At 62.2% G+C, this 20988-nt stretch carries 19 protein-coding genes; 2 read left to right on the top strand and 17 right to left on the bottom strand.

The window, feature by feature from the left end:
- Positions 1–7: 7 nt before the first annotated feature.
- Complete coding sequence (gene mexE, locus AC3WJW_RS25455) at positions 8–1261, bottom strand: multidrug efflux RND transporter periplasmic adaptor subunit MexE (RefSeq protein ID WP_007970593.1); 1254 nt, start codon at positions 1259–1261, stop codon at positions 8–10.
- Positions 1262–1698: 437 nt separating this feature from the next.
- Between mexE and AC3WJW_RS25450 the strand changes: the two genes are divergently transcribed.
- The gene (locus AC3WJW_RS25450; protein ID WP_493727880.1) at positions 1699–2706 is read left to right on the top strand and encodes an Ldh family oxidoreductase; all 1008 of its coding nucleotides are present in this window, start codon (positions 1699–1701) and stop codon (positions 2704–2706) included.
- A gap of 124 nt (positions 2707–2830) precedes the next feature.
- Here the strand turns inward: AC3WJW_RS25450 and AC3WJW_RS25445 are convergent, their stop codons facing one another.
- From AC3WJW_RS25445 to AC3WJW_RS25370, 16 genes are all read right to left on the bottom strand, one after another.
- Positions 2831–4411 carry an aldehyde dehydrogenase (NADP(+)) gene (locus AC3WJW_RS25445; protein WP_493727879.1) on the bottom strand — a complete coding sequence of 527 codons (1581 nt, stop codon included), beginning with the start codon at positions 4409–4411 and terminating at the stop codon, positions 2831–2833.
- A gap of 154 nt (positions 4412–4565) precedes the next feature.
- Positions 4566–5960 carry a fosfomycin efflux MFS transporter AbaF gene (gene abaF / locus AC3WJW_RS25440; protein WP_493727878.1) on the bottom strand — a complete coding sequence of 465 codons (1395 nt, stop codon included), beginning with the start codon at positions 5958–5960 and terminating at the stop codon, positions 4566–4568.
- A gap of 72 nt (positions 5961–6032) precedes the next feature.
- Positions 6033–6950 (bottom strand): dihydrodipicolinate synthase family protein, encoded by a 918-nt coding sequence (locus AC3WJW_RS25435; protein WP_095966736.1) that lies wholly within the window; start codon positions 6948–6950, stop codon positions 6033–6035.
- A 125-nt stretch (positions 6951–7075) separates the two neighbouring features.
- Positions 7076–8104 (bottom strand): trans-3-hydroxy-L-proline dehydratase, encoded by a 1029-nt coding sequence (locus tag AC3WJW_RS25430; protein WP_008018645.1) that lies wholly within the window; start codon positions 8102–8104, stop codon positions 7076–7078.
- Positions 8105–8220: 116 nt separating this feature from the next.
- Positions 8221–8943, bottom strand: coding sequence for an amino acid ABC transporter ATP-binding protein (locus tag AC3WJW_RS25425; RefSeq protein ID WP_047530195.1), 723 nt, complete (start codon positions 8941–8943; stop codon positions 8221–8223).
- Positions 8936–9586 carry an amino acid ABC transporter permease gene (locus AC3WJW_RS25420; protein ID WP_007997727.1) on the bottom strand — a complete coding sequence of 217 codons (651 nt, stop codon included), beginning with the start codon at positions 9584–9586 and terminating at the stop codon, positions 8936–8938. Before AC3WJW_RS25420 ends, AC3WJW_RS25425 begins: the two co-directional genes overlap by 8 nt.
- A 10-nt stretch (positions 9587–9596) precedes the next feature.
- The gene (locus tag AC3WJW_RS25415) at positions 9597–10262 is read right to left on the bottom strand and encodes an amino acid ABC transporter permease (RefSeq protein ID WP_007997725.1); all 666 of its coding nucleotides are present in this window, start codon (positions 10260–10262) and stop codon (positions 9597–9599) included.
- Positions 10255–12033 (bottom strand): cis-3-hydroxy-L-proline dehydratase, encoded by a 1779-nt coding sequence (gene lhpI, locus AC3WJW_RS25410; RefSeq protein WP_493727877.1) that lies wholly within the window; start codon positions 12031–12033, stop codon positions 10255–10257. Before lhpI ends, AC3WJW_RS25415 begins: the two co-directional genes overlap by 8 nt.
- 10 nt (positions 12034–12043) lie before the next feature.
- A complete protein-coding gene (locus AC3WJW_RS25405) occupies positions 12044–12862 on the bottom strand; it encodes an ABC transporter substrate-binding protein (RefSeq protein WP_126045791.1) in 819 nt (272 codons plus the stop codon).
- Between the two features lie 407 nt (positions 12863–13269).
- Positions 13270–14019 (bottom strand): AraC family transcriptional regulator, encoded by a 750-nt coding sequence (locus tag AC3WJW_RS25400; protein WP_102701648.1) that lies wholly within the window; start codon positions 14017–14019, stop codon positions 13270–13272.
- Positions 14020–14093: 74 nt separating this feature from the next.
- Complete coding sequence (locus AC3WJW_RS25395) at positions 14094–15350, bottom strand: FAD-dependent oxidoreductase (protein ID WP_493727876.1); 1257 nt, start codon at positions 15348–15350, stop codon at positions 14094–14096.
- Positions 15347–15583: a 2Fe-2S iron-sulfur cluster-binding protein gene (locus AC3WJW_RS25390; RefSeq protein ID WP_493727875.1), complete on the bottom strand. Its 237-nt coding sequence runs from the start codon at positions 15581–15583 to the stop codon at positions 15347–15349. Before AC3WJW_RS25390 ends, AC3WJW_RS25395 begins: the two co-directional genes overlap by 4 nt.
- Positions 15576–16691, bottom strand: coding sequence for an NAD(P)/FAD-dependent oxidoreductase (locus AC3WJW_RS25385; RefSeq protein ID WP_493727874.1), 1116 nt, complete (start codon positions 16689–16691; stop codon positions 15576–15578). Before AC3WJW_RS25385 ends, AC3WJW_RS25390 begins: the two co-directional genes overlap by 8 nt.
- Complete coding sequence (locus AC3WJW_RS25380) at positions 16688–17620, bottom strand: 4-hydroxyproline epimerase (protein WP_493727873.1); 933 nt, start codon at positions 17618–17620, stop codon at positions 16688–16690. Before AC3WJW_RS25380 ends, AC3WJW_RS25385 begins: the two co-directional genes overlap by 4 nt.
- Positions 17621–17734: 114 nt before the next feature.
- Positions 17735–18418, bottom strand: coding sequence for a GntR family transcriptional regulator (locus AC3WJW_RS25375; protein WP_095966743.1), 684 nt, complete (start codon positions 18416–18418; stop codon positions 17735–17737).
- Positions 18419–18568: 150 nt separating this feature from the next.
- Positions 18569–19483: a LysR family transcriptional regulator gene (locus AC3WJW_RS25370; protein WP_053160139.1), complete on the bottom strand. Its 915-nt coding sequence runs from the start codon at positions 19481–19483 to the stop codon at positions 18569–18571.
- Positions 19484–19751: 268 nt separating this feature from the next.
- Between AC3WJW_RS25370 and AC3WJW_RS25365 the strand changes: the two genes are divergently transcribed.
- Positions 19752–20774: a zinc-dependent alcohol dehydrogenase family protein gene (locus tag AC3WJW_RS25365; RefSeq protein WP_493727872.1), complete on the top strand. Its 1023-nt coding sequence runs from the start codon at positions 19752–19754 to the stop codon at positions 20772–20774.
- The last annotated feature ends 214 nt before the right edge of the window (positions 20775–20988 follow it).

The following is a 20988-nucleotide window of genomic DNA, read 5'->3' as shown; positions in this document are numbered from 1 at the left end:
AAATCCCTTAACCGCGTGGGGTCGTGGCAGCCAGTTTCACAACCGTGCCCGGCGCGACCTTGGCAGGCGCGACTTGGGGCAGGTTGCTGGCTTCCAGCGCTTGGCGTTGTTGTGCGAGTGCCGCGAGGGTTTGTTCGCTGGCCATCGGAATCACTTCAGGGGTGACCGGTGAGCCGGGACGTACCCGTTGCAGGCCCTTGACGATGATGGTGTCGTCCTTGTTCAGGCCGCTGCGCACGATGCGCAAGCCTTCGATCTTCGGCCCCAGTTCCACCGCGCGGTAGGCGGTCTTGTTGTCGCCGTCCATCACGATCACGAACTTCTTGCCCAGGTCGGTACCGACCGCTTCATCGTTGATCAGCATGGCGCTGTAGGTACCGCTGCCCACCAGTTTCAGGCGTGCATACAGGCCGGGGGTGTAGCTGCCATCGCTGTTGTCGAACACGGCGCGGCCACGGATGGTGCCGGTCTTCGGGTTGACCTGGTTGTCGACGAAGTTCATCACGCCTTGGTGCGGGTTGCCGTCCTCGTTGGACAGGCCCATGTAAACCGGTGTGGTGGCGCCGCGTTTGCCCTGGCGAGCAAGCTCGGTGTACTTGAGGAACACACGCTCGTCCGCGTCGAAGTAGGCGTAGACCTTGTCGGTGGAGACCACGCTGGTCAGCGGCGTGGTGTCGGCGGTCACCAGGTTGCCGGCGGTGATTTCCGCACGGCTGACACGGCCGCTGATCGGTGCGGTGACGCGGGTGAAACTCAGGTTGAGCTTGGCCAGGTCGAGCTGTGCCTGAAGCGCACCGACGGCGGCGCGGGCTTCCTGGGCGGCACTGGTGCGCGAATCGGCCAGCTCGGCGGAAATGGCGTTGCTGGTGCGCAGGCGCTCACCGCGCTGGGCTTCGTTTTCACTGCGGGTGGCATTGGCGCGCGATTGTGCAACCAGGGCTTCGAGGCGGCGGACCTCAGCCTGGAACGGACGCGGGTCAATCTGGAACAGCAGGTCGCCTTTCTTGACCAGGGCGCCTTCAGTGAACGCCACTTCATCGATCTGGCCGGAGACCCGAGGACGAATCTCGACCGTTTCCGGCGCTTCCAGGCGCCCGGTGAATTCGTCCCACTCGTTGACCGGTTGTTCCAGCACCTTGGCCACGCTGACCTTGGCTGCTGGCATCGTGGCGGCGGTTTCCGGGGCCTTGCCGCAAGCGCTGATCACCACGACGGCCAACAAAGCCAACGGGAAGCGCAAATGTTTGAATGACTGTTCCATGGATGCATCCGCCAATGTGTTGAGATTGGCGAATGATGCGCGGCGGGTTTGTATCTCACGAATCGAATGGGGCGAAGGTAACTATCATTCGGAATGATATAAGGCCCTAGCCAGCCCTCTAGATTGCGCCTTTGATTAATCGGCGATCAATTGGATTGATGACAATTGTGTGTTGCATTGGATGCAATAGTCCATCGCGAGCAAGCTCGCTCCCACATGGGTTCTGTGGTGTACATGATCCCCTGTGGGAGCGAGCTTGCTCGCGAAGAGGCCAGCAGCCTTCTACACAATCAGAATCAGGGACCCGTCATCAGCCATTGGTTTAAAGGGGGCGAGCTGCCTGCGCTGTGCCAATTTCGTCACCGCCAATGCCCAAACCCATCAAGCCATGACGCCTCGGATAGGCCATTCTGACCGGTCTGTCCAAGGAGATGACCATGATCCGACTGACCCTGATCGAAGCCCATGAGTTGGCTGAATCGATCTTGTTGCACAACGGTTTTAATCTGGCCCATGCACAAGCGGTGGCGGCGACGGTGGTTGTTGGCGAACGTGATGGCTGTGCTTCCCACGGTTTGTACCGGATTCTGGGGTGTGTGAACTCCCTGCGGGCCGGCAAGGTGTCAGCCGATGCCGAGCCACAGGTGATCGACCAGGCGCCGGCGATTGTGCGGGTGGATGCTGGCGGTGGGTTTTCGCAGTTGGCGTTTCAGGCGGGGCTCCCGATGCTGGCGCAGAAAACCCGGGCCAACGGCATTGCGGCGTTGGCAATCAACCGCTGTGTACATTTCTCGGCGCTGTGGGTGGAGATCGAGCAGCTGACGGCTGCCGGTCTGGTGGCGCTGGCGTGTAATCCGAGCCACGCCTGGGTGGCGCCGGCTGGAGGACGACTGCCGGTGTTCGGCACCAATCCCATTGCCTTCGGTTGGCCGCGTGCGGGGCAAGATCCGTTTGTGTTCGACTTCGCCACCAGCGCGATCGCCCGTGGTGATATCGAACTGCACCGGCGTGCCGGCAAGGCGATTCCCGAAGGTTGGGGCGTGGACGCCCAAGGCCAGCCGAGCACCGACGCCAACGTGGTGCTGGATGGCGGCGCGATGCTGACGTTCGGCGGGCACAAGGGTTCGGCGCTGGCGGCCATGGTGGAGTTGATTGCCGGGCCGCTGATCGGTGACCTGACCAGTGCCGAGTCGTTGGCTTACGACGGGGGCAGCAAGTCGTCGCCGTATCATGGCGAGTTGATCATCGCCCTGGACCCTCGGCGCTTTCTGGGGGACGCCACTGAAGAGCATTTGGCCCGGGCCGAAACGTTGTTCCAGGGCATTGAAGGGCAGGGCGCACGCTTGCCGTCGCAACGACGATACGCGGCGCGGGCACGCAGCCTGGTGGAAGGCGTGCAAATTCCCGAGGCGCTGTACAACGACCTCAAGGCCTTGCTCGCCTGATTGAATCAAAGTGCTCAATCCTGTGGGAGCGAGCCTGCTCGCGATGAGGGCATCAGATTCAACATTTTCGTCGACTGACACACCGCTTTCGCGAGTAGGCTCGCTCCCACAGGAGGTCGTGTTGTTAAACCGGCTCGCGTTGGCTGCTGCCGTCCACCAGCCGTGCAATCCCCAGTGGGTTGGCGTTTTTCAAGGCGTCGGGTAGCAAGGCGTCCGGACAGTTCTGGTAGCACACCGGCCGCAGGAATCGCTCGATGGCCAGGCTGCCAACCGACGTGCCACGGGCGTCGGAGGTTGCAGGGTAAGGCCCGCCATGGACCATGGCATCGCAAACTTCGACCCCGGTGGGGTAACCGTTGAACAATACCCGGCCGACTTTTTGTTCCAGCAGTATCAGCAGGTCCGCATGGGTCTGAAGATCCGATGCTTCGCCAATCAATGTCGCGGTCAGTTGCCCGTGCAAACTGTTCAACGCCTGCCGCAGCTCAACCTTGTCCGCCACTTCAACGACAATGGTGGTCGGCCCGAACACTTCTTCCTGTAGCAGCGGATCCCCATTGAGCAGTAGGCTGACGTCGGCCTTGAACAGTTGCGGCCATGCCTGATGTCCCTGCTGGTCGTGGCCCGCCAGGTGCGTCACGCCCGGATGCTCGAGCAAGGCTCGCACCCCTTTTTCATAGCTGCCGAGGGTGCCAGCATTGAGCATGGTTTGCGCCGGTTGTTCGGCCATCAGGTTGCTTAATCGCGCAGTGAACGCCGTCCATTCAGGGGTGCGAATACCAATGACCAACCCCGGATTGGTGCAGAACTGCCCGCAACCCTGGACCACCGATGCCACCAGCTCACCGGCGATTTTCTCGCCCCGCGCGCGCAAGGCTTCGGGCAATACCAACACTGGATTGATGCTGCTCATCTCGGCGAACACCGGGATGGGTTGTTGCCGTGCAGCGGCCATGTCGCAAAGGGCACGGCCACCTTTGAGCGAACCGGTGAAACCGACGGCCTGAATCGCCGGGTGCCTGACCAGCGCTTCACCGACACCAGCGCCGTAGATCATGTTGAACACACCCTTGGGCATGTCGGTCTGCTTGGCGGCGCGCAGGATCGCATTGGCCACGCATTCGGCGGTTGCCATGTGCCCGCTGTGGGCCTTGAACACCACCGGGCAACCGGCGGCCAGGGCCGCGGCGGTATCGCCGCCAGCAGTCGAAAAGGCCAACGGAAAATTGCTGGCGCCGAACACTGCCACCGGGCCGACGCCGATCCGGTACTGGCGCAGGTCAACCCGTGGCAGCGGCTGACGCTCCGGCAGGGCACGGTCGATGCGCGCGCTATAGAAATCGCCCCGACGCAGGACCTGAGCGAACAGACGCATCTGGCCGCTGGTGCGGCCGCGCTCGCCCTGAATCCGGGCGCTGGGCAGGGCGGTCTCGCGCGTCACCAGAGCAACGAACTCGTCATCCAGGGCATCCAGTTGCGCGGCGATGGCTTCAAGGAATTGCGCCCGGCGCGTCGCCGGCAAATTACGAAAGGCTGGATAGGCGGCCGCAGCGGCCTGGACGGCCGCGTCGACTTCTTGCGCGGTGGCTTGCACGAAAGAGTAGGGCAGTGCTTCGCCGGTGCTGGCGTCATGGCTGTTCAGGATGATGCCGCCGACGGCGCTGCGCGCTCCGCCGATATAGTTGTGGCCAAGGATCTCAGACATCAAAAAAGCTCCTGTCGAAAAAATGGGGTAGCAACACAAAACCTCTGTGGGAGCGAGCTTGCTCGCGATGGTTTCAAAGGCACCGCGTTTATCCAGGATCAGCGCGGTATCGTTAACGTCCATCGCGAGCAGGCTCGCTCCCACAGGGATTTACTCAGGCCAGAGAATCGGCCCGGCGTGGGCTAGTCGAGGCTGGGTCCAGCGCAGCAACCCGCGCCGCCGACTCCGCATCCACCTGGCGCAATGACTTGCCACGGGTCTCGCGGGTCAGGCCGACAGCCACCACGGAAATCAGTGCGGCGCCCACCAGATACCAGGCGATCGGAGTCGAGCTTTGGTACTTGTTGAGCAAGGTGATGGCGATCAGCGGTGCCAGGGAACCGGCGAAGATCGGCGCCACCTGGTAGCACAGGGACAGAGCGGTGTAGCGAACGTGGGTCGGGAACAGTTCAGCCATCAGCGCCGAGTAAGGCGCATAAGTCATCGACTCGATGGCCAGGCCAAGGGTGATGGCGGCCATGATCAGCCAGTTGTTGCCGGTGTCCATCATCGGGAAACCGATGAAACCCCAGAATGCTGTGAGCACCGCGCCGGTCAGGTACACCGGCTTGCGCCCGACGATGTCCGACAGATAGCCCATCAGGGGAATCAGGAAAAAGTGCACCAGGTGCGCGCCGAACATCAGCAGCAGAATTTGCGAAGTGTCCTTGTGCACCACCAGTTTCAGATAGGTAATCGAGAACGTCACTACGGTGTAGTAGAGGATGTTCTCGGCAAAGCGAGCGCCGATTCCCACCAGCACCGAACGCCAGTGATGGCGCAGCACTTCCACCACACCGAGCTGTTGCTGTTTGGTCTGGGCCTGACGGGCCTGGGCTTCCTTGAAGATCGGCGCGTCATCGACGCTGGTGCGAATCCAGTAACCGATCAACACGACTACCGCCGAGAACCAGAACGCCACGCGCCAGCCCCAGGCAAGGAACTGTTGCTCAGACAGGTTCGACGACAACAGCAGCAGGGCGAGCGTGGCCACCAGGTTGCCGGCCGGCACCCCGGCTTGCGGCCAACTGGCCCAGAAGCCCCGACGATTGTCCGGGCAGTGTTCGGACACCAGCAGAATCGCGCCGCCCCATTCGCCACCGAAAGCGAAGCCCTGGATCAACCGCAACAGCACCAGTAGCACCGGCGCTGCGTAACCGATCTGGTCGAAGCCAGGCAGGCAACCCATCAGGAAGGTGGTGATGCCGACCACTACCAGGCTCAGTTGCAGCAGGCGTTTGCGGCCGAATTTGTCACCGTAGTGACCGAATACCAAACCGCCCAACGGTCGGGCGAGAAAACCGACCGCGTACAAGGCGAAGGCGGCGATGATGCCGTCGATGGGGCTGTCGGTCTGGCGGAAGAACAGCTTGCCAAAAACCAATGCCGAGGCGGTGCCGTAGAGAAAGAATTCATACCATTCGGCGACGGTGCCAGCCATGGCGGCGGCCACCACGCGTTTGAGTCCCGAGGGTGTGGTTGCGCTTTGCGTGTGTTGAGGATTCGACATGCTGACGTACCTTGTTGAGACGCAAAAAACGGGCAGCCGGGCGGGGCCAGTAAAGGCCCGCCCGGCAATCACTCAGAGACCGACGTCCGGCAGTTCCGGGCGGTTGGCCAACGCCTTGGCCATGATCTGCTCGACGAATACGCGGTCGGCTTCCGGCAGGGCCAGGCGTGGCGGACGGGTCAAGGCGCTGCCGCGACCGGCAATGGCTTCACACAGTTTGATGCACTGCACCAGGTCGGCACGGGCATCGAGGTGCAGGATCGGCATCAGCCATTCGTAGATCGGCATGGCTTCGGCGAAACGACCGGCCTTGGCCAGGCGGAAGATGGTTTCGCCTTCTTTCGGGAACACGTTGGACATGCCCGAGACCCAACCTTCGGCACCCACGGCGATGCTCTCCAGCACCACGTCGTCGAGGCCGGCAAACAACACGAAACGGTCACCGACTTCGTTGCGCACGTCGATGAAGCGACGGGTGTCGCCGGAAGAGTCCTTGAAGCACACCACGTTGTCGCAGTCGGCCAGGGAAATCAGGATGTCCGGGGTGACGTCGTTCTTATAGATAGGCGGGTTGTTGTAGACCATCAGCGGCACGTCGGCGTTTTTCGCCACGTAGCGGTAATGCTCGGCGGTTTCGAACGGCTTGGAACCGTAGACCAGCGCCGGCATCAGCATCACGCCATCGACGCCGACCCGGCGTACGGCATTGGCGACCTTGGCCGCTTGTAGGCTGGTGAACTCGGCAACGCCGCAAATCACCGGTACGCGACCACGGGCGGCATCGACAGCGACCTCAGTCACGGCGATTTTCTCTTCGGCGGTCAGCGAGGTGTTTTCACCCACCGAGCCGCAGACCACCAGGCCCGACACGCCGTCGCGGATCACGTTGGAAATCACCTGATGGGTTTTTTCCAGGTTGATGGAGAAGTCATCGTTGAATTGAGTGGTCACCGCTGGGAAGACGCCACTCCAGTTAATGCGCTTGCTCATTGTTGCCTCCGGTTCGTTAATTGTATTTCGTATACGATATTTAAAATGACGATGCTCGGCTAGTGCTTTTTTTGGTTTTCAGGGGTTTTTACTGGCCGTTGGTCTGGGGGGCAGGGATTGCGTGATCAGGCGCCGGGCCAGGTGTCGGACAGGCGATAGCCTTGTGGCCACGGATCGCTTGGGTCGAGCAGCAATTGATGGGTGCCGGTGATCCACGCCCGGCCGGAAATGCACGGGTAAATCGCGGCGCGGCCGGCAACTTCGGTCAGCGAATCAATGCGGCAGTGGAACTCCGAGCCGATAATCGAACGGCCGACAAAGCGCTCGCCAACCTGCATCAAGCCTTTGGCCTGCAACACCGCCATTCGCGCCGAGCAACCCGTGCCGGTGGGGGAGCGGTCGATCTTGCCCGGTTGAATCACCACCGCATTGGCGCCGGTGGCGATGCCGTTCTCATGGACGATGGGCGCGGCGATCTGGCAGAAGGAAATGTGCGACCACTCGGGATTCAGCGGATGCACGAAGCCCAGTTGCTCGTTGGCCGCTCGAGTGATTTTCAGCCCGACCGCGACCAGATCGGCCGCTTCATCCGGGCGGATGGAGAAACCCAGGCCTTTGGCATCGGCAATCACAAAGCTGTCGCCACCATAAGCGGTGTCAACCTTCAGCGAGCCGATGCCTTCGACTTCAATCCACGCATCCAGCCGATCAGCGAAGGACGGTACGTTTTTCACTTCCACCCGTTGCACCTTGCCATCCCGGCAGTCGGCCACGGCTTCGATCAGGCCGCCGGGCGCTTCCAGCACCAGGCGGGTTTGCGGCTCGGTCATGGGCAGGATGCCGCTGTCGAGCAATACGGTGGCGACGCACAACGAGTTGGAGCCGGACATCGGCGGGGTGTCCGCCGGTTCCATGATGATCCAGGCCATCTGCGCCCGTGGGTCCTTGGCCGGGACCAGCAGGTTGACGTGGCGGAACACGCCGCCGCGGGGTTCGTTGAGGACGAAGTTGCGCAGGGTTTCGTCCCGGGCGATCCAGCGCGACTGTTCCCACACGGTGGCGCCGGGCGGCGGGGCGACACCGCCGACGATCACGTCGCCGACTTCGCCTTCGGCGTGGCAGCTGACTACATGAATGACTTTCGATGAGCGCATGGCTTGCTCCTTGTTTTGTCTGTGAAGGCCTAATCGCGAGCAAGCTCGCTCCCACAGGAATGAGTGGTGTACACAAAACCTGTGGGAGCGGGCTTGCTCGCGAAGGGGGCCAGTCGCTATTTCACCGATTTCAGAAACGCTGCAGTCTCCGCATGCACCGGATTGCCAATCACCTGATCCGGCGAACCAATCTCATGCACCAGGCCATTGCGGAAGAACGCCACACGGTCGGACACGTCCCGGGCAAAGCGGATTTCGTGGGTCACCAACACCATGGTCATGCCGTCTTCGGCGAGCATGCGCATGGTGTCCAGCACTTCACCGACCAACTGCGGGTCGAGGGCCGAGGTAGCTTCGTCAAACAGCATGTAGTCCGGTGACATGGCCAGGGCACGGGCGATGGCCATGCGTTGTTGCTGGCCACCGGACAGCTTGCCAGGGAAAGTCTTGAGCTTGTCGCCCAGGCCGACGTGGGTCAGTTGCTTCACCGCTAGCTCTTCAGCTTCAGCCTTGCTTTTGCCCAGCACTTTGCGCGGCGCGAGCATGACGTTTTCCAGCACCGTCAGGTGCGGGAAGGCATTCCATTGCTGGAACACAATGCCGATTTTCTGCCGCAGGCGATTAAGGTCGGTGGCGCTGTGATGGACCTCGACGCCGTCAACGCGGATGTTGCCTTTCTGGATCGGTTCCAGCCCATTGATACACATCAGCAAGGTCGATTTGCCGGAGCCGGAGCCGCCGATGATCGACACCACTTCGCCCTTGTTCACCGTCAGGTTGACGCCCTTGACCACCTCGAGGTTGCCGAAGGATTTATGTACGTTGTCGATCTCAATCATTTTCTTGCCACCTTCTTTCCAGACGAGCGCCCAGGCGTGCGACCACCAGGCTCATGACGTAGTAGATAAGGCCCGCGATGCACAGCACCAGCAACGGTTCCTGGATGCGGGTGACGATGGTTTGCGAGGCGCGCAGCAGTTCGACGATGCCGATCCACATCACCAGGGCGGTGTCTTTCATTACGCCGAGCACCAGGTTCAGCCAGCCGGGGAACGCTACCCGGGTGGCCATCGGCAGGACGATCCAGCGCAAGTCCTGCAAGAAGCTCAGCCCCAGCGAACGGCTGGCCCGGCGCACGGTGAACGGCACCGCCAGCACGCCGGCCCGCACGATCTCGGTGAAGTACGCCGCAGCGTAAACCCCCAACACAATGCAGCCGACGCTGAAGGCGCTGATGTTCAAACCGATGATGCTTTTGAGTGAGTTGAACAGTACGAACTGGATCAGCAACGGCACGCTGCGAAACACGTCCAGCACCCAGGCCAACGGCTGGCTGGCCCGTGGCAACAAGGCCCGCAGCAGGCCGAAGAACAACCCGGCCAAGGAGCCGAGAATGATCGACCAGAACGTCAGTTGCATCGTGACCCACGCACCGTTGAGCAGGAACATCAGGTCATTCGAGGAAAAATCGGTGGAAAACATGGACAGCTCCTCAGTAACGGAACAACCGCCAGGCCATCAGCCGGGCTGCCGCGACGATCGCCTTGGCAATCAAGTAATACAGCACCGCTGCGATGGCGAAATACTCGAAGGTGCGGAAGGTTTTGACGTTGTATTCCTGGGTCACACCGGTCAGGTCATTGTTTAGTCCGACGATCACCCCCAGCGACGTCATCAACACCGCCCAGACCATCTGATTGGTCAGCGGGTAGAACACGATCCGCAGCAGTTGCGGGACGATGATCATGCGGTAGGCCTGGAAGGCACTCATGCCGAGGGAACGCGCCGCACGCACCTGCGTGTCAGGCACGGCCTTGAGGCCGCCGCGAAAGTTCTCCGCCAGATACCCGGCATTGTTGAAGGTGATCCCGGCCAGCAGGGCGAACCAGGAACTGACGTGCAGGTTCAGCGAGCCGAGGCCGAAGTAGAGGATGTAGATCTGGAACAGCGACGGGGTGTTGCGGGCAATCGATACCCAACCGTTGCCGAACCCGCGCAGTAACGGGTGTTTGGCCTCGCGCATCACCGTCAGGGCCAGGGCGATCAGCACGCCGAAGATCATCGACAGCGCGGCGGTTTCGAAGGTGACGATGGCACCGGCAAGCATGTCCGGCAAGGCGCGCAGGGCGGAGCGCCATTGGAAGCTGTAGTCAAACATGCGCAGGGCTCTCCAGTTGGGCAGCAGGTTGTAGCCAGGCCGGCAAACGTCCGCTGGCCGTTGCGGTGCAGGCCGCGTCGACGCATTCGGCAAGGCTGGCGAAGTGCACCTTGCGGCCGACCAGGCCCGGTGCGTAGTGGGCGTATTTGCCCGAGTTGGTCATCAGGTTTTTAGCCGCCAGGGGGATTACGGGTTCGCCGAGCATGCACCAGCAGGTGTCGGTGACCAGGGTCGCGCCAAACGCTTCGATCACGGCGATGTGCCCGGCCTCGCGGGCCTGCTCCAACACGGCACGGCCGCAGGTGATGGCAAGCACCACATCCGGGTGTCTTTGTCGTCCCCGGCACAGGCGTGCCAGGTGAGCGAACTCGCTGAGGGAAAAGTGCGGGTTACCCAGCGACACCACATCCACCCGGTTATCGCGAGCACTGTTGAGTTCGCGCCAACTCGGCAGCAGGTCCTTCAGGCGGATTTTTTCCACGGCAATGGAAATGTCCGCATCCAGCACCTGCGCCGGGTCAATGGCCTCCGGCGTGACCCCGGCGATGTGGAACAGTGGCGCCGCAGAGGTGGTGGCGAAGGCCGCGCCAAAGGCTTTGAGGTCGTCCAGGCTCGGCTTGCGTTTTTCCAGCCCCAGCACCAGCGGCACGCGACTGCCGGCCAGGGCACCAATGTAGTAACCCAGCAGCGGGTAGAAGGCATCGTCCAGTTCACCGAGGACAGGCAACTCGATCTGCAACCGAGCCTTGCGTGGCGCGTCCAGGTGGCAGCCGATCAGCGGGGCACGACCGGTGAGGGCGATGCAGATGTCCAGGTAATCCGGGTATTTCAGGGTGCGTGCACCGAGCACGCTGTTGGCGTAGACCACTGCGTTGGATTCCGCCCAGACGATTTGCTCGCCAGCCTTCGGTGCAGTGTCGAGCAGGTACGGCGCGCAGGTGAAACTGAGCTGTGCGCCCATCGCCATATAGGCATCGCCCAAGGCACTGGCCGGTTCACCCAGTGCTGGGTCGATACCCAGTTCGCGCCAACGGCGCTGGTCGACGGAAATTGAATTGAGGGTGGTGGGCACTCGCACTTTTGCTCCCCATTGCACCAGCTGCCCGGCAAAGCGCAGGCTCGCAGGTCCCGTGTAAATGCAGCCGTCGATGTGTGCTTGAGTGACATCCACCAAGTGGTCGGCACCCTGCAATTCGGCCATGCGCAGGACGATCTGCATGGCCATTTGCGCGGCCTTGCCATGCCGGCCATCGAGCAGCGCCCGATCGTGCTCGGTGAGCCTGATCGAGGCGGTGCTGGCAGTGTCTGGTAATGGGCTGTCGAGCGCCTGCCAGGCGTCGCCCGGCAGGTGATCGAACAGGCTCAGCGTTGCATTTTCGACCCGGGCGAAGGCCTGGCCGCGCAAGGCGGCGAAGGCCTCCCGACCGATGCACAGCACCGGCAGGGAACGGGCGAAAATGGTCTGCGCCACCAGCACGCCCAAGGTCAGGATCTCGTCGGCTTCGGCCAGCACCAATGCCGCCGGTGCATGGCCGTTGCTGATCAGTTCCATCAACACGCTGCTGCCGGTGCACGAGCCACGACCGCTGGGAATCGCCAGCACGCGGCCGGCCAGGTGTTGGCCGCTGAGCGGGTGATGGCGGTCGATGACTTCACCCGTGCAGGGATCGACTCCGCCCCAGAAACTCAAGCCGACATCGGCGAACAGCAGGGCGCCTTGCGCAGCACCCGTCACCAGGCTGCGCCCGGTCAGAGACATTGGCCTAGGCATGCCGGACATCTCAGTAGTAGACCTGAGGCACGGTCAGGTTGGTCGGCGAGATCTCGGTGCCGACCCATTTAACGAACAGCTCCTGGTAGCGACCGGTGCGCACCTGTTGGTTGACGAACAGGTTGAGGTAGTTGAGCAGGCCGTACTCGCTGCGCTTGGCGCCCAGGGACACGTAGTCGATGACGTACGGGGCGTTACCGGCGACTTTCAGGTTTTTGTATTTGCCCGACTTGAGGGTGGCGGCGGCCACGGTGTTGGTGACCACGGTGGCATCGATGTGGCCTTGGGTGACGGCCAGCAGGGTATCGTTTTGCGACTGGTAGGCTCGGAAACTGCCCGAGCCCCAGTTCTTCACGTCTTTCTCCAGGGCGATGGCCTCATAGGTGCCGCTGGTGTTGCCCACTGCTTTGCCCTTGAGGTCGTCGAAGTCGTTGATGCCGGTGTCGTCGCGGGTCAGCACCACCATCTGGAAGGCAAAGTAGGGCACGGTGAGGCCAACGGTCTTGGCGCGTTCGAGGGTGTCGGAGGTGGACGCGACGATCACGTCAGCCCGGCCGGAGACCAGTGCCGGAATGCGATCCGGGAACGGCGTTTCCACCACCTCGGCCTCGACCCCGAGGATCTTCGCCAGGTCGCGGCAATAGTCCACATCGAAGCCGGCCGGCGAGTTGCTGGCATCGCGAAAGCCCATGGGCGGGAAGTCCAGGGTCACGGCGCAGCGCAGCTTGCCCGAACCGATGATGTCGTCGAGCTTGTCGGCCTGGGCAGTGGCGATAAAGGAGGTACTGAGAACAGCGCTGAGGGCTACGGCAAATGCGGGGTTTTTCATAGAGGCCTCGTTGACGTGAAGTGCTGTTGAATATCGTATTGGGGATTTCGTATACGATATTAACAATAGCAATCAGCGTGCCTATTTCCAGTCCGAGGGGTGAATTAGTTGTCAGGCCTTGGCGTAGAGGTTTTGTAGCAGTGCAACCCGAGGCACGGTGACGCCAAGGTATCGGGGGCAGGTGTTACATATGGGAGCAGCGGTAGCGCAGGCGCCCCTTTAAGGAACACCTGCAGGTGAGAGATGCGTGCCTGCTTATCGGTTCATTGCAGGTTTTGTGGTGGATGGGCGGGCCTCATCGCGAGCAAGCTCGCTCCCACAATTGACCGCGTGCGCAAGGTAAATGCGATCCCCTGTGTGCGAGCTTGCTCGCGATGAGGCCCGGAAGAACACTCTTCATCACCCGCCTAACGCTGGTTATCGCGATACTGACTCGGCGACAAACTGGTCAGCGCCCGAAACTGCCGGCTGAAGGCACTGTGGTCGGTGTAACCACAGCGCAAGGCAATCTCGGTAATCGGCAACTCGGTGTGCAGTAACAACCGCGAACCTTCTTCCAGGCGCGCCTTGTGAATCATTTGCCGTGGGGTGAGCTGGAACACCCGTTTGCAGTGCCGCTCCAATTGCGCCACGGAATAGCCAGCGATGGCGGTCAGTTCGGCGAGGCTGATGGAGCGGGCGAAGTGGCGGCGGATATGGGCATCCACGGCGGCGAGTTTCTGGAAAGCCGGATGGTTCGACTGCGGTGATTGCAGGTCGCGGGAGATACCGGCCAGGCCCACGATCCGACCCTGTTCATCCTTCAACGCGAGTTTGTGGGTCAGGCACCAGATCGGCTGATTGCCATAATACAAATGCAACTCCAGCTGATCGGCCAGTTGGCGACCACTGGACAGCACTCGCCGATCCTGCTCGGTGTACAGCGGACCGAAGCGTTCCGGGAAGACCATTTCGGCGGTGCGCCCCAGCAGCTCGTCCCTGTGTTTGAAACCACAACGCCGGGCCAGGGTCTGGTTGACGAAGGCGTAGCGGGCCTCGCAGTCCTTGATGAAAAACACCACGTCCGACAAGGTATCGAGCAACGGCGCAATGGGCTGAAGGCTGTTCAGCAGCGTCGGCAGGTCGCAAGGTTTGAAGGTGGTGAGCGATGGATACATGGCGCCGGGAGTCTGAGGGTGACCCCCGGGATCATAGAGACTCGGCAGCGTGGCCGAAACCCCAGGCGTGGTCATCACGCCGGCGGGGTATCGTCCAGGGACATCAAGGTTTCGATCCGCGCCGGGCTGAAGGGTGGGCGCGGTGCCGAGGGCTGCCAACCAAACAAATGCTGCACTGCGCCGCCACACACCCGGCCCTGGCAGGCGCCCATGCCACAGCGACTGGCGAGTTTGGCTTCGCGCCAGTCAGAGTGACCGGCCAATGCCGCGTAGGGCACGTCTTCGCAGCGGCAAACCAGGGTGTCGGGCTGGGCCAGGGACTTGAGTCGCGGGTCGAGGGCGAACGCGCTGTTCAGCGCCTTGGCAAAACCCTGCCAGCGCGCCCGGCGCGGCCACAATTGCCTGGCGGCTTGCAGATTGCCGACCGCAGCGTGGCCGGCAATCGCACCTTCCACCAAGGCCAGCTCACTGCCGCCGAACCCTGTGCATTCGCCCGCCGCATAATGATCGGCGCGGTTGCTGGCCTGCCAGGCATCCACCGCGATGGCTTGATCTTCGATGGCACAACCCAGAGCCTGGCCCAACTGGATGTTCGGAATCAACCCGAATCCACAGGCCAGCCGATCACATTCCAACTCAACGATGTTGCCTTGTTGTTGCAGGCGCACGCCTTCCACTCGGTCGGTGCCAAGCGCCGCCAATACGTGGGTGGCAGTGCGGTAGCGGTGGTCGAACAGGCTGAACGATTGCAGCCATTTGCCGGGCCAGCGCGGCAGTTGCGCGGCGAAACCGGCGAGGGCGCTGCGGCTGGCTTGTTCGGCGATGCGTTGCACTTGCGCGCCAAGCTGTTTGGCGGTGGCGGCACTGGCCAGTAACAGCGGGCCGCTGCCGGCGATCACCACGCGCTCGTTCTGCACCGGCAAACCAGCCTTGATCAGTGCCTGCAAACCACCCGCACCGGTGACACCCGACAGGGTCCAGCCGGGGAAGGGCAGCAGCAATTCACGGGCGCCGGTGCACAGAATCAGTTTGTCGTAGCTGATCAGCCAGCCATGGTTGTCATCTTCCACCAGCAGTTGTTTCGCGCCGGGGGCGGCGATCACCCGAGTACCGGCGTGATGGCGGATGTTGTTGCACGACGCCAGACGCTCGCGCAGGCGCCGGGCCTGACCGGGCACGTTGGCTTGAGGTCCGTCGCGCCAGATTTGCCCGCCCGGCAGCGGGTTGTCGTCGAGCATGACAATGCGGGCGCCGCTGGGGGCGGCGGCAAGGGCGGCGCTCATCCCGGCAGGGCCCGCGCCAATGATCAACAGATCAGCATATTCATTCATGTGCGAGTCTCCACCTGCATGCCGTCACGGCACAGGGTCTGGCAAGCCAGGCGACGCCGGCCATCGATGGTCACCCGGCATTCCTGGCAAATGCCCATGCCGCACAGCGGCGCACGGCGCTGACCGCTGACCGAGGTGCGCGTGCAGCCGTCACTGGCCAGCGCCAGGGCAGCGGCGACGCTGGTGCCTTCGGCGACTTTCAGGGCGTGGCCGTCCAGCAACAATTCAGGCATAGACCGGTTCTCCGAGAAAACGCTGGGGCAGATAAGGTTGTGCGGCCAATGGCGGGGTTTCGTTGAACAGTTGCGCCACCAGTAAATCGGCGGTGCCGGGGGCGGTGGTTACGCCCAGTCCTTCGTGACCGACTGCCAGCCACAAGCCTTGACGTTGTGGATGTTGGCCCACCAGCGGCAAGCCGTCGGGGCTGGCGGCGCGAAAACCGGTCCAGGCACGGATGCCATTGAGCCGGGCCAGCCCCGGCATGTACTCGGCGGCACGCTTGAGCATCTTCGCGAGCATCCAGCCTTCGACCTGCGGGTCGGTGGTTGCGAATTGCCGCGAGGCGCCGATGAACAGTTGCCCGGTGGGGCGCGGCTGGATATTGCAGGCGGTCGACGGCCCCGTGGCGTTGTGGGCACTGGTGACGTAACCCAGTTCAACCAGGGTATGGGTGACGCTGCCGGGGTAGCGGTCAGTGATCAGCAAGTGGCCTTTTTTCGGCTCGATGGGCAATTCCGGGCACAGCTCGTTGGCTTGAATACCGTTGGCCAATACCACGGCATCGGCACTCAACCAACGACCATCATCGAGGCAGACGCGGTTGCCATCGACCGCACTGACCCGTGCCCGGCGCTGGCGGATGTTCGGTGTTTCGAGCATCCATCCGGCCGTCGCCGGGGCGTAAAGAATGCCGTCGCCATTGATCAGCAAGCCGCCTTCCAGTCCTTCGCGCAGTTCCGGTTCGCGCTGGCGCAGGGCATTGGCGCCGATCAGTTCGCAAGCCACGCCCTGGGCTTGCAGGTTCAGGAATTTGCTGTGGGCCACCGCCATTTCTTCGGCATTGGCCGCCAGCCACAGCGTGCCGTTGCAGCGGTAGGCACAGCTGTCGGGCAGGTCCGCGCCCAGTTCGCGCCAGCGCTGCAACGAATATTGACTCAGGGCCAGTTCGGCGGGGTTGTCGTCGAGTACCAGCAAGTGGCCCATGCCGGCGGCCGTGGCCCCGTGCAGGCCAGCGTCCAGTACCAGCACCTGCAAGCCGCGACGGGCCAGCGCCTGGGCACAGGCGGCGCCGATAATGCCGGCGCCGATCACGATCACATCGGCCACCTGGCCCTCGTTCATGGACGAATGCCCCAGGCGAACGGATCGTCCTGTTCGATGATCAGGCTCGCCTCGGCACTGATGAACGCGCGACCACGAATGGTCGGCACGATGCGCTCACCCTGCAGTTCGTAGGAACCCTCGAACTCGCTGCCGATGACGCTGGCCTGGCGCCAGATCTGCCCCGGTTGCAACTTGTCGTCGGCCGCCAGGCATGCCAGTTTGGCACTGGTGCCGGTGCCGCAGGGCGAACGGTCATAGGCTTTGCCGGGGCAGAGCACGAAGTTGCGGCTGTCGGCGTGATCGTCATCGGCGAACAACTCGACGTGATCGATCAAGCCGCCGTCTTCACCGCGAATGCCTTGGGCTTCCAGTGCCTGCTGCACGGCGAAGGTGTAAGCGGTCAGCGCTTCGAGGTTGTCGCCGGCCACCCGCAGGCCGTGCTCGGCGACCAGGAAAAACCAGTTGCCGCCCCAAGCGATATCACCGACCACTTGGCCGATGCCCGGCACCTGCACCGCCAGCGCCTTGCGATAACGGTAGGCCGGCACGTTGCGCACACTCACCGAATGGTCTTCGTGCAGGGTTGCCTGCACCGTGCCCACCGGCGTTTCGATGCTGTGCACGCCGGGGCCGATCCTGCCCAGGTGCGCTAACGAAGCCACCAGGCCGATGGTGCCGTGGCCGCACATGCCCAGATAACCGGTGTTGTTGAAGAAAATCACCCCGGCACAGGCGCCAGGGTCCACCGGCGTGCAGAGCAGGGCGCCCACCAGTACGTCACTGCCCCGTGGTTCCAGCATACAGGCGGCGCGCCATTGATCATGCTGTTCGGCTAATACCTTGCGCCGTTCGGCCATGCTGCCGGTGCCCAGGTCAGGAAAGCCGGCGGTCACCAGGCGGGTCGGTTCGCCGCCGGTGTGGGAGTCGATCACTGAGATGCGTTTCATGGGAGGGCCACGTCCATTCGGTTGAGTGAACGCAAGAGTGGCCCGTGCGGCGAGGTGTCGGCTTGATGGATTTAGTCTGTGTCGATGACGAAATCGGCACAGCATCCACAGCGGTCAGTGGGGGTGGGGCAGGTGCTCGAACAGGGTCGTGCAGACGCCGGCAATGTGCTCGTCCAGAAGCTTCACCGCCAGTTCCACATCCCCGGCGCGGCAGGCCGCCAGAATCTCGCGGTGTTCGTGATCGGCCCGTTCCTTACCGGCCGACAAGCTCATCTGCATGCGTAGATAACGCTCCAGCTTGTCGTTGACCGAACGGATCAGACTCACCAGAAACGGTCGCTGCGCAGGCTCGTACAGGCAGGAGTGCAGCTCCCAGTTGAGCTCGGCCCAGCGCCCCACGTCGTCCTCGCCGATGAACTCCTGACAGATGCGCTCGGCACGGGCGAAGGTCTCTTCGGTCATGTTCGGAATGGCCAGGCGCAGAATCTTGTCCTCCAGCAACATCCGCACTTCGAACATCTGCGCCAGCTCCGCATCGGAAACCCGCGTGACCATCGCCCCGCGATTGCGCTGGAACATCACCAACCCTTCGGCCTCCAGGCGCTTGAGGGCTTCGCGCACCGGGATCTTGCTGACATTGAACTGGCGGGCGATGTCGTCCTGGCGGATCGGCTCATCCTCGGCAAAATGCCCGGCGACTATCGCATCCCGCAGATGGCGGGTGATGATTTCCGAAGTCGAAGGCGTGTTACCAAGGTCGGGTGCGTTGAGTTTGGGTAGGTTCACGGCGGCGGTCATTTGGAGTGAGATAGCGCTAGGGTATACGAAATTCTTTTGCTGATCTTCCCCGGTTCGACGTCGGTGCGCCCGATGCCGGTCATGCCACTCGCTACAACAAAACGGGCGCCAGTCAGGGCGCCCGCTTTCATTCAGGCTTGCGCCGCCTTCTCAGAGACTATCCGGATCCCCGAAAAACATCTGAATCCGCGACCGCAACCAGCGCTCCCCCGGATCATTGTCCTGCGACCCGCGCCACGCCATGTGCAATTCAAAGCTGCGCACCGGCAACGGCGGATCTTCCGCGCGCACACCGCCTGCGGCCGTCAGCGCATCGGCCGTGTAGTCCGGCACGGTTGCGACGATGTCAGTGCCGGCCAGCAAGGTGCTCAAGCCATTGAACTGCGGCACCGCGAGCACCACATGACGTTTGCGCCCGAGCTTTTCCAGTTCTTCATCTATAAAGCCGCTGAGGTCGCCGGCGAACGACACCAGTGCATGGGGGCGCGCGCAGTAATCATCCAGGCTCAACGGCCCCGGCACGGTGTCGGCGCGCAACAGCTTGGGCTGGCTGCGGCGCAGGACCTTGCGCTTGGCGTTGGCCGGCAGGTCGGTGGTGTAGCTGACGCCGATGGAGATCTCGCCGGAGGCCAGCAATCCCGGCATCAGGATGTAGTTGACCCGACGCACCACCAGCACGATCCCTGGCGATTCGGCGCGCAGGCGCTTGAGCAGCATGGGCAGCAAGGCGAATTCGACGTCGTCCGAAAGGCCGATGCGGAACACGGCGGTACTTGTGGCAGGATCGAACTCGGCCGCACGGCTGACCGCGGTGGAAATCGAATCCAGTGCCGGCGAGAGCAGGGCGAAGATCTCGATCGCCCGGGCGGACGGCTCCATGCTGCGGCCGGTACGCACAAACAACGGGTCATCGAACAACCCGCGCAGGCGCGAGAGCGCCGCACTGATGGCGGGCTGGCCGAGGAAGAGTTTTTCCGCAGCACGGGTCACGCTGCGTTCGTGCATCAATGTTTCAAAAACGATCAACAGGTTCAGGTCGACACGACGCAGGTCATTACGATTCATCTGGAGTCCTGGCAGAGTCAGCAAACTTGACGTGGGCGGCCATATGAGAACAATGGCCAGCAGGAATATTACGGGGAAAGGCTGGTACTCTGCACCGGGTAATTCAGATTTCCTGCAAAGGTGGCTTCGGTTCTTGCGGCATTTGACAATGTCGCCGCCGCTGCGGAATCAATGACAGGCATGTCGACTATTAATACCCACTGATAGTGTTGGGTTGAAAGCCCAGCTAGAGTTCATGGCATTAGAGGTTCATTTGGCGAGGTTTGCGATGTCCCGCACGATCCGTTTTCACAAGTTTGGTCCAGCCGAGGTGCTCAAATGCGAAGAGCATGCGGCGGCTCTGCCTGCACCGGGCGAAGTGCAGGTGCGCGTCGAGGCGATTGGCATCAGTTGGTATGACACGCTCTGGCGCCAGAACCTGGCGTCGTCCCACGCCCGTCTGCCTTCGGGCCTTGGCCAGGAAATGGCCGGTATCGTCACGGCTGTCGGTGAGGGTGTGGATGACTTGGCGATAGGTGACAAGGTCGCCAGTTTCCCGGCCCAAAGCCCGAACGACTATCCGGTCTATGGAGAACTGATTGTCCTGCCGCGCTCGTCGCTGACCCGTTACCCGGACGTACTGAGCCCGATCGAAGCCAGCGTGCATTACACGCCTCTGCTGGTCGCCTATTTTGCTTATGCCGACCTGGCACGGGTCAAACCCGGGCAGTTCGCCCTGGTGACCGACGCCAGCCATTGCGCCGGACCTTCGTTCGTACAACTGGGCAAGGCCATGGGTGTTCGAGTGATTGCCGCAACCAAGTCAGCAGAAGAGCGTGAGTATCTGTTGTCGCTGGGTGCCGAAAAAGTCATCGTTACCGAGGAAGAAGATCTGCTGATACGGATCAACAAGATCACCGATAACCGCGGTGTGGATGTGGTCTTCGATGGTTTGGGCGGTCCTCAGATGTCGTTGCTGGGCGATGTGCTGGCGCCTCGCGGCAGCCTGGTGCTGTACGGCCTGCAAGGCGGCAACCAGACGCCATTCCCGGCCTGCGCGGCGTTCCAGAAGAACATTCAGTTCTTCGTGCACTGCATCGGCAACTTCACCGGCAAGCCGGAACTGGGCATCATCCAGGACCAGGTCGCACTGCAACGTGCCTTGCGCGACATCAACCAGTTGACCGCTGACCGCGTGCTGCTGCCGCTCAAGACCCGGGTCTTCCCGTTTGCCGAGGTGGTCGAAGCTCACCGCTACATGGACGAATGCCCTTGTCGCGAGCGGGTCGCCCTGCAGGTCGAGCCGACGTAACACTTACAACAAGCCGATGCAAAAGTCCCCAAGAGTCCGTGCCCACACGGACTCTTTCGTTTGTGCCCCCCCCCAAAAAAAAAAGGTTCATCACGCAATCCCGGGGGAACACAGATAAAAAAAATATCTGTAGGAGCTGCCGAAGGCTGCGATCTTTTGATCTTCAGCAATCTCCAGATCGCAAAAGCAAGATCAAAAGATCGCAGCCTTCGGC

Source organism: Pseudomonas sp. GW821-FHT07G06, assembly GCF_058986625.1.
This window is presented reverse-complemented; position numbering and strand designations above follow the sequence as displayed.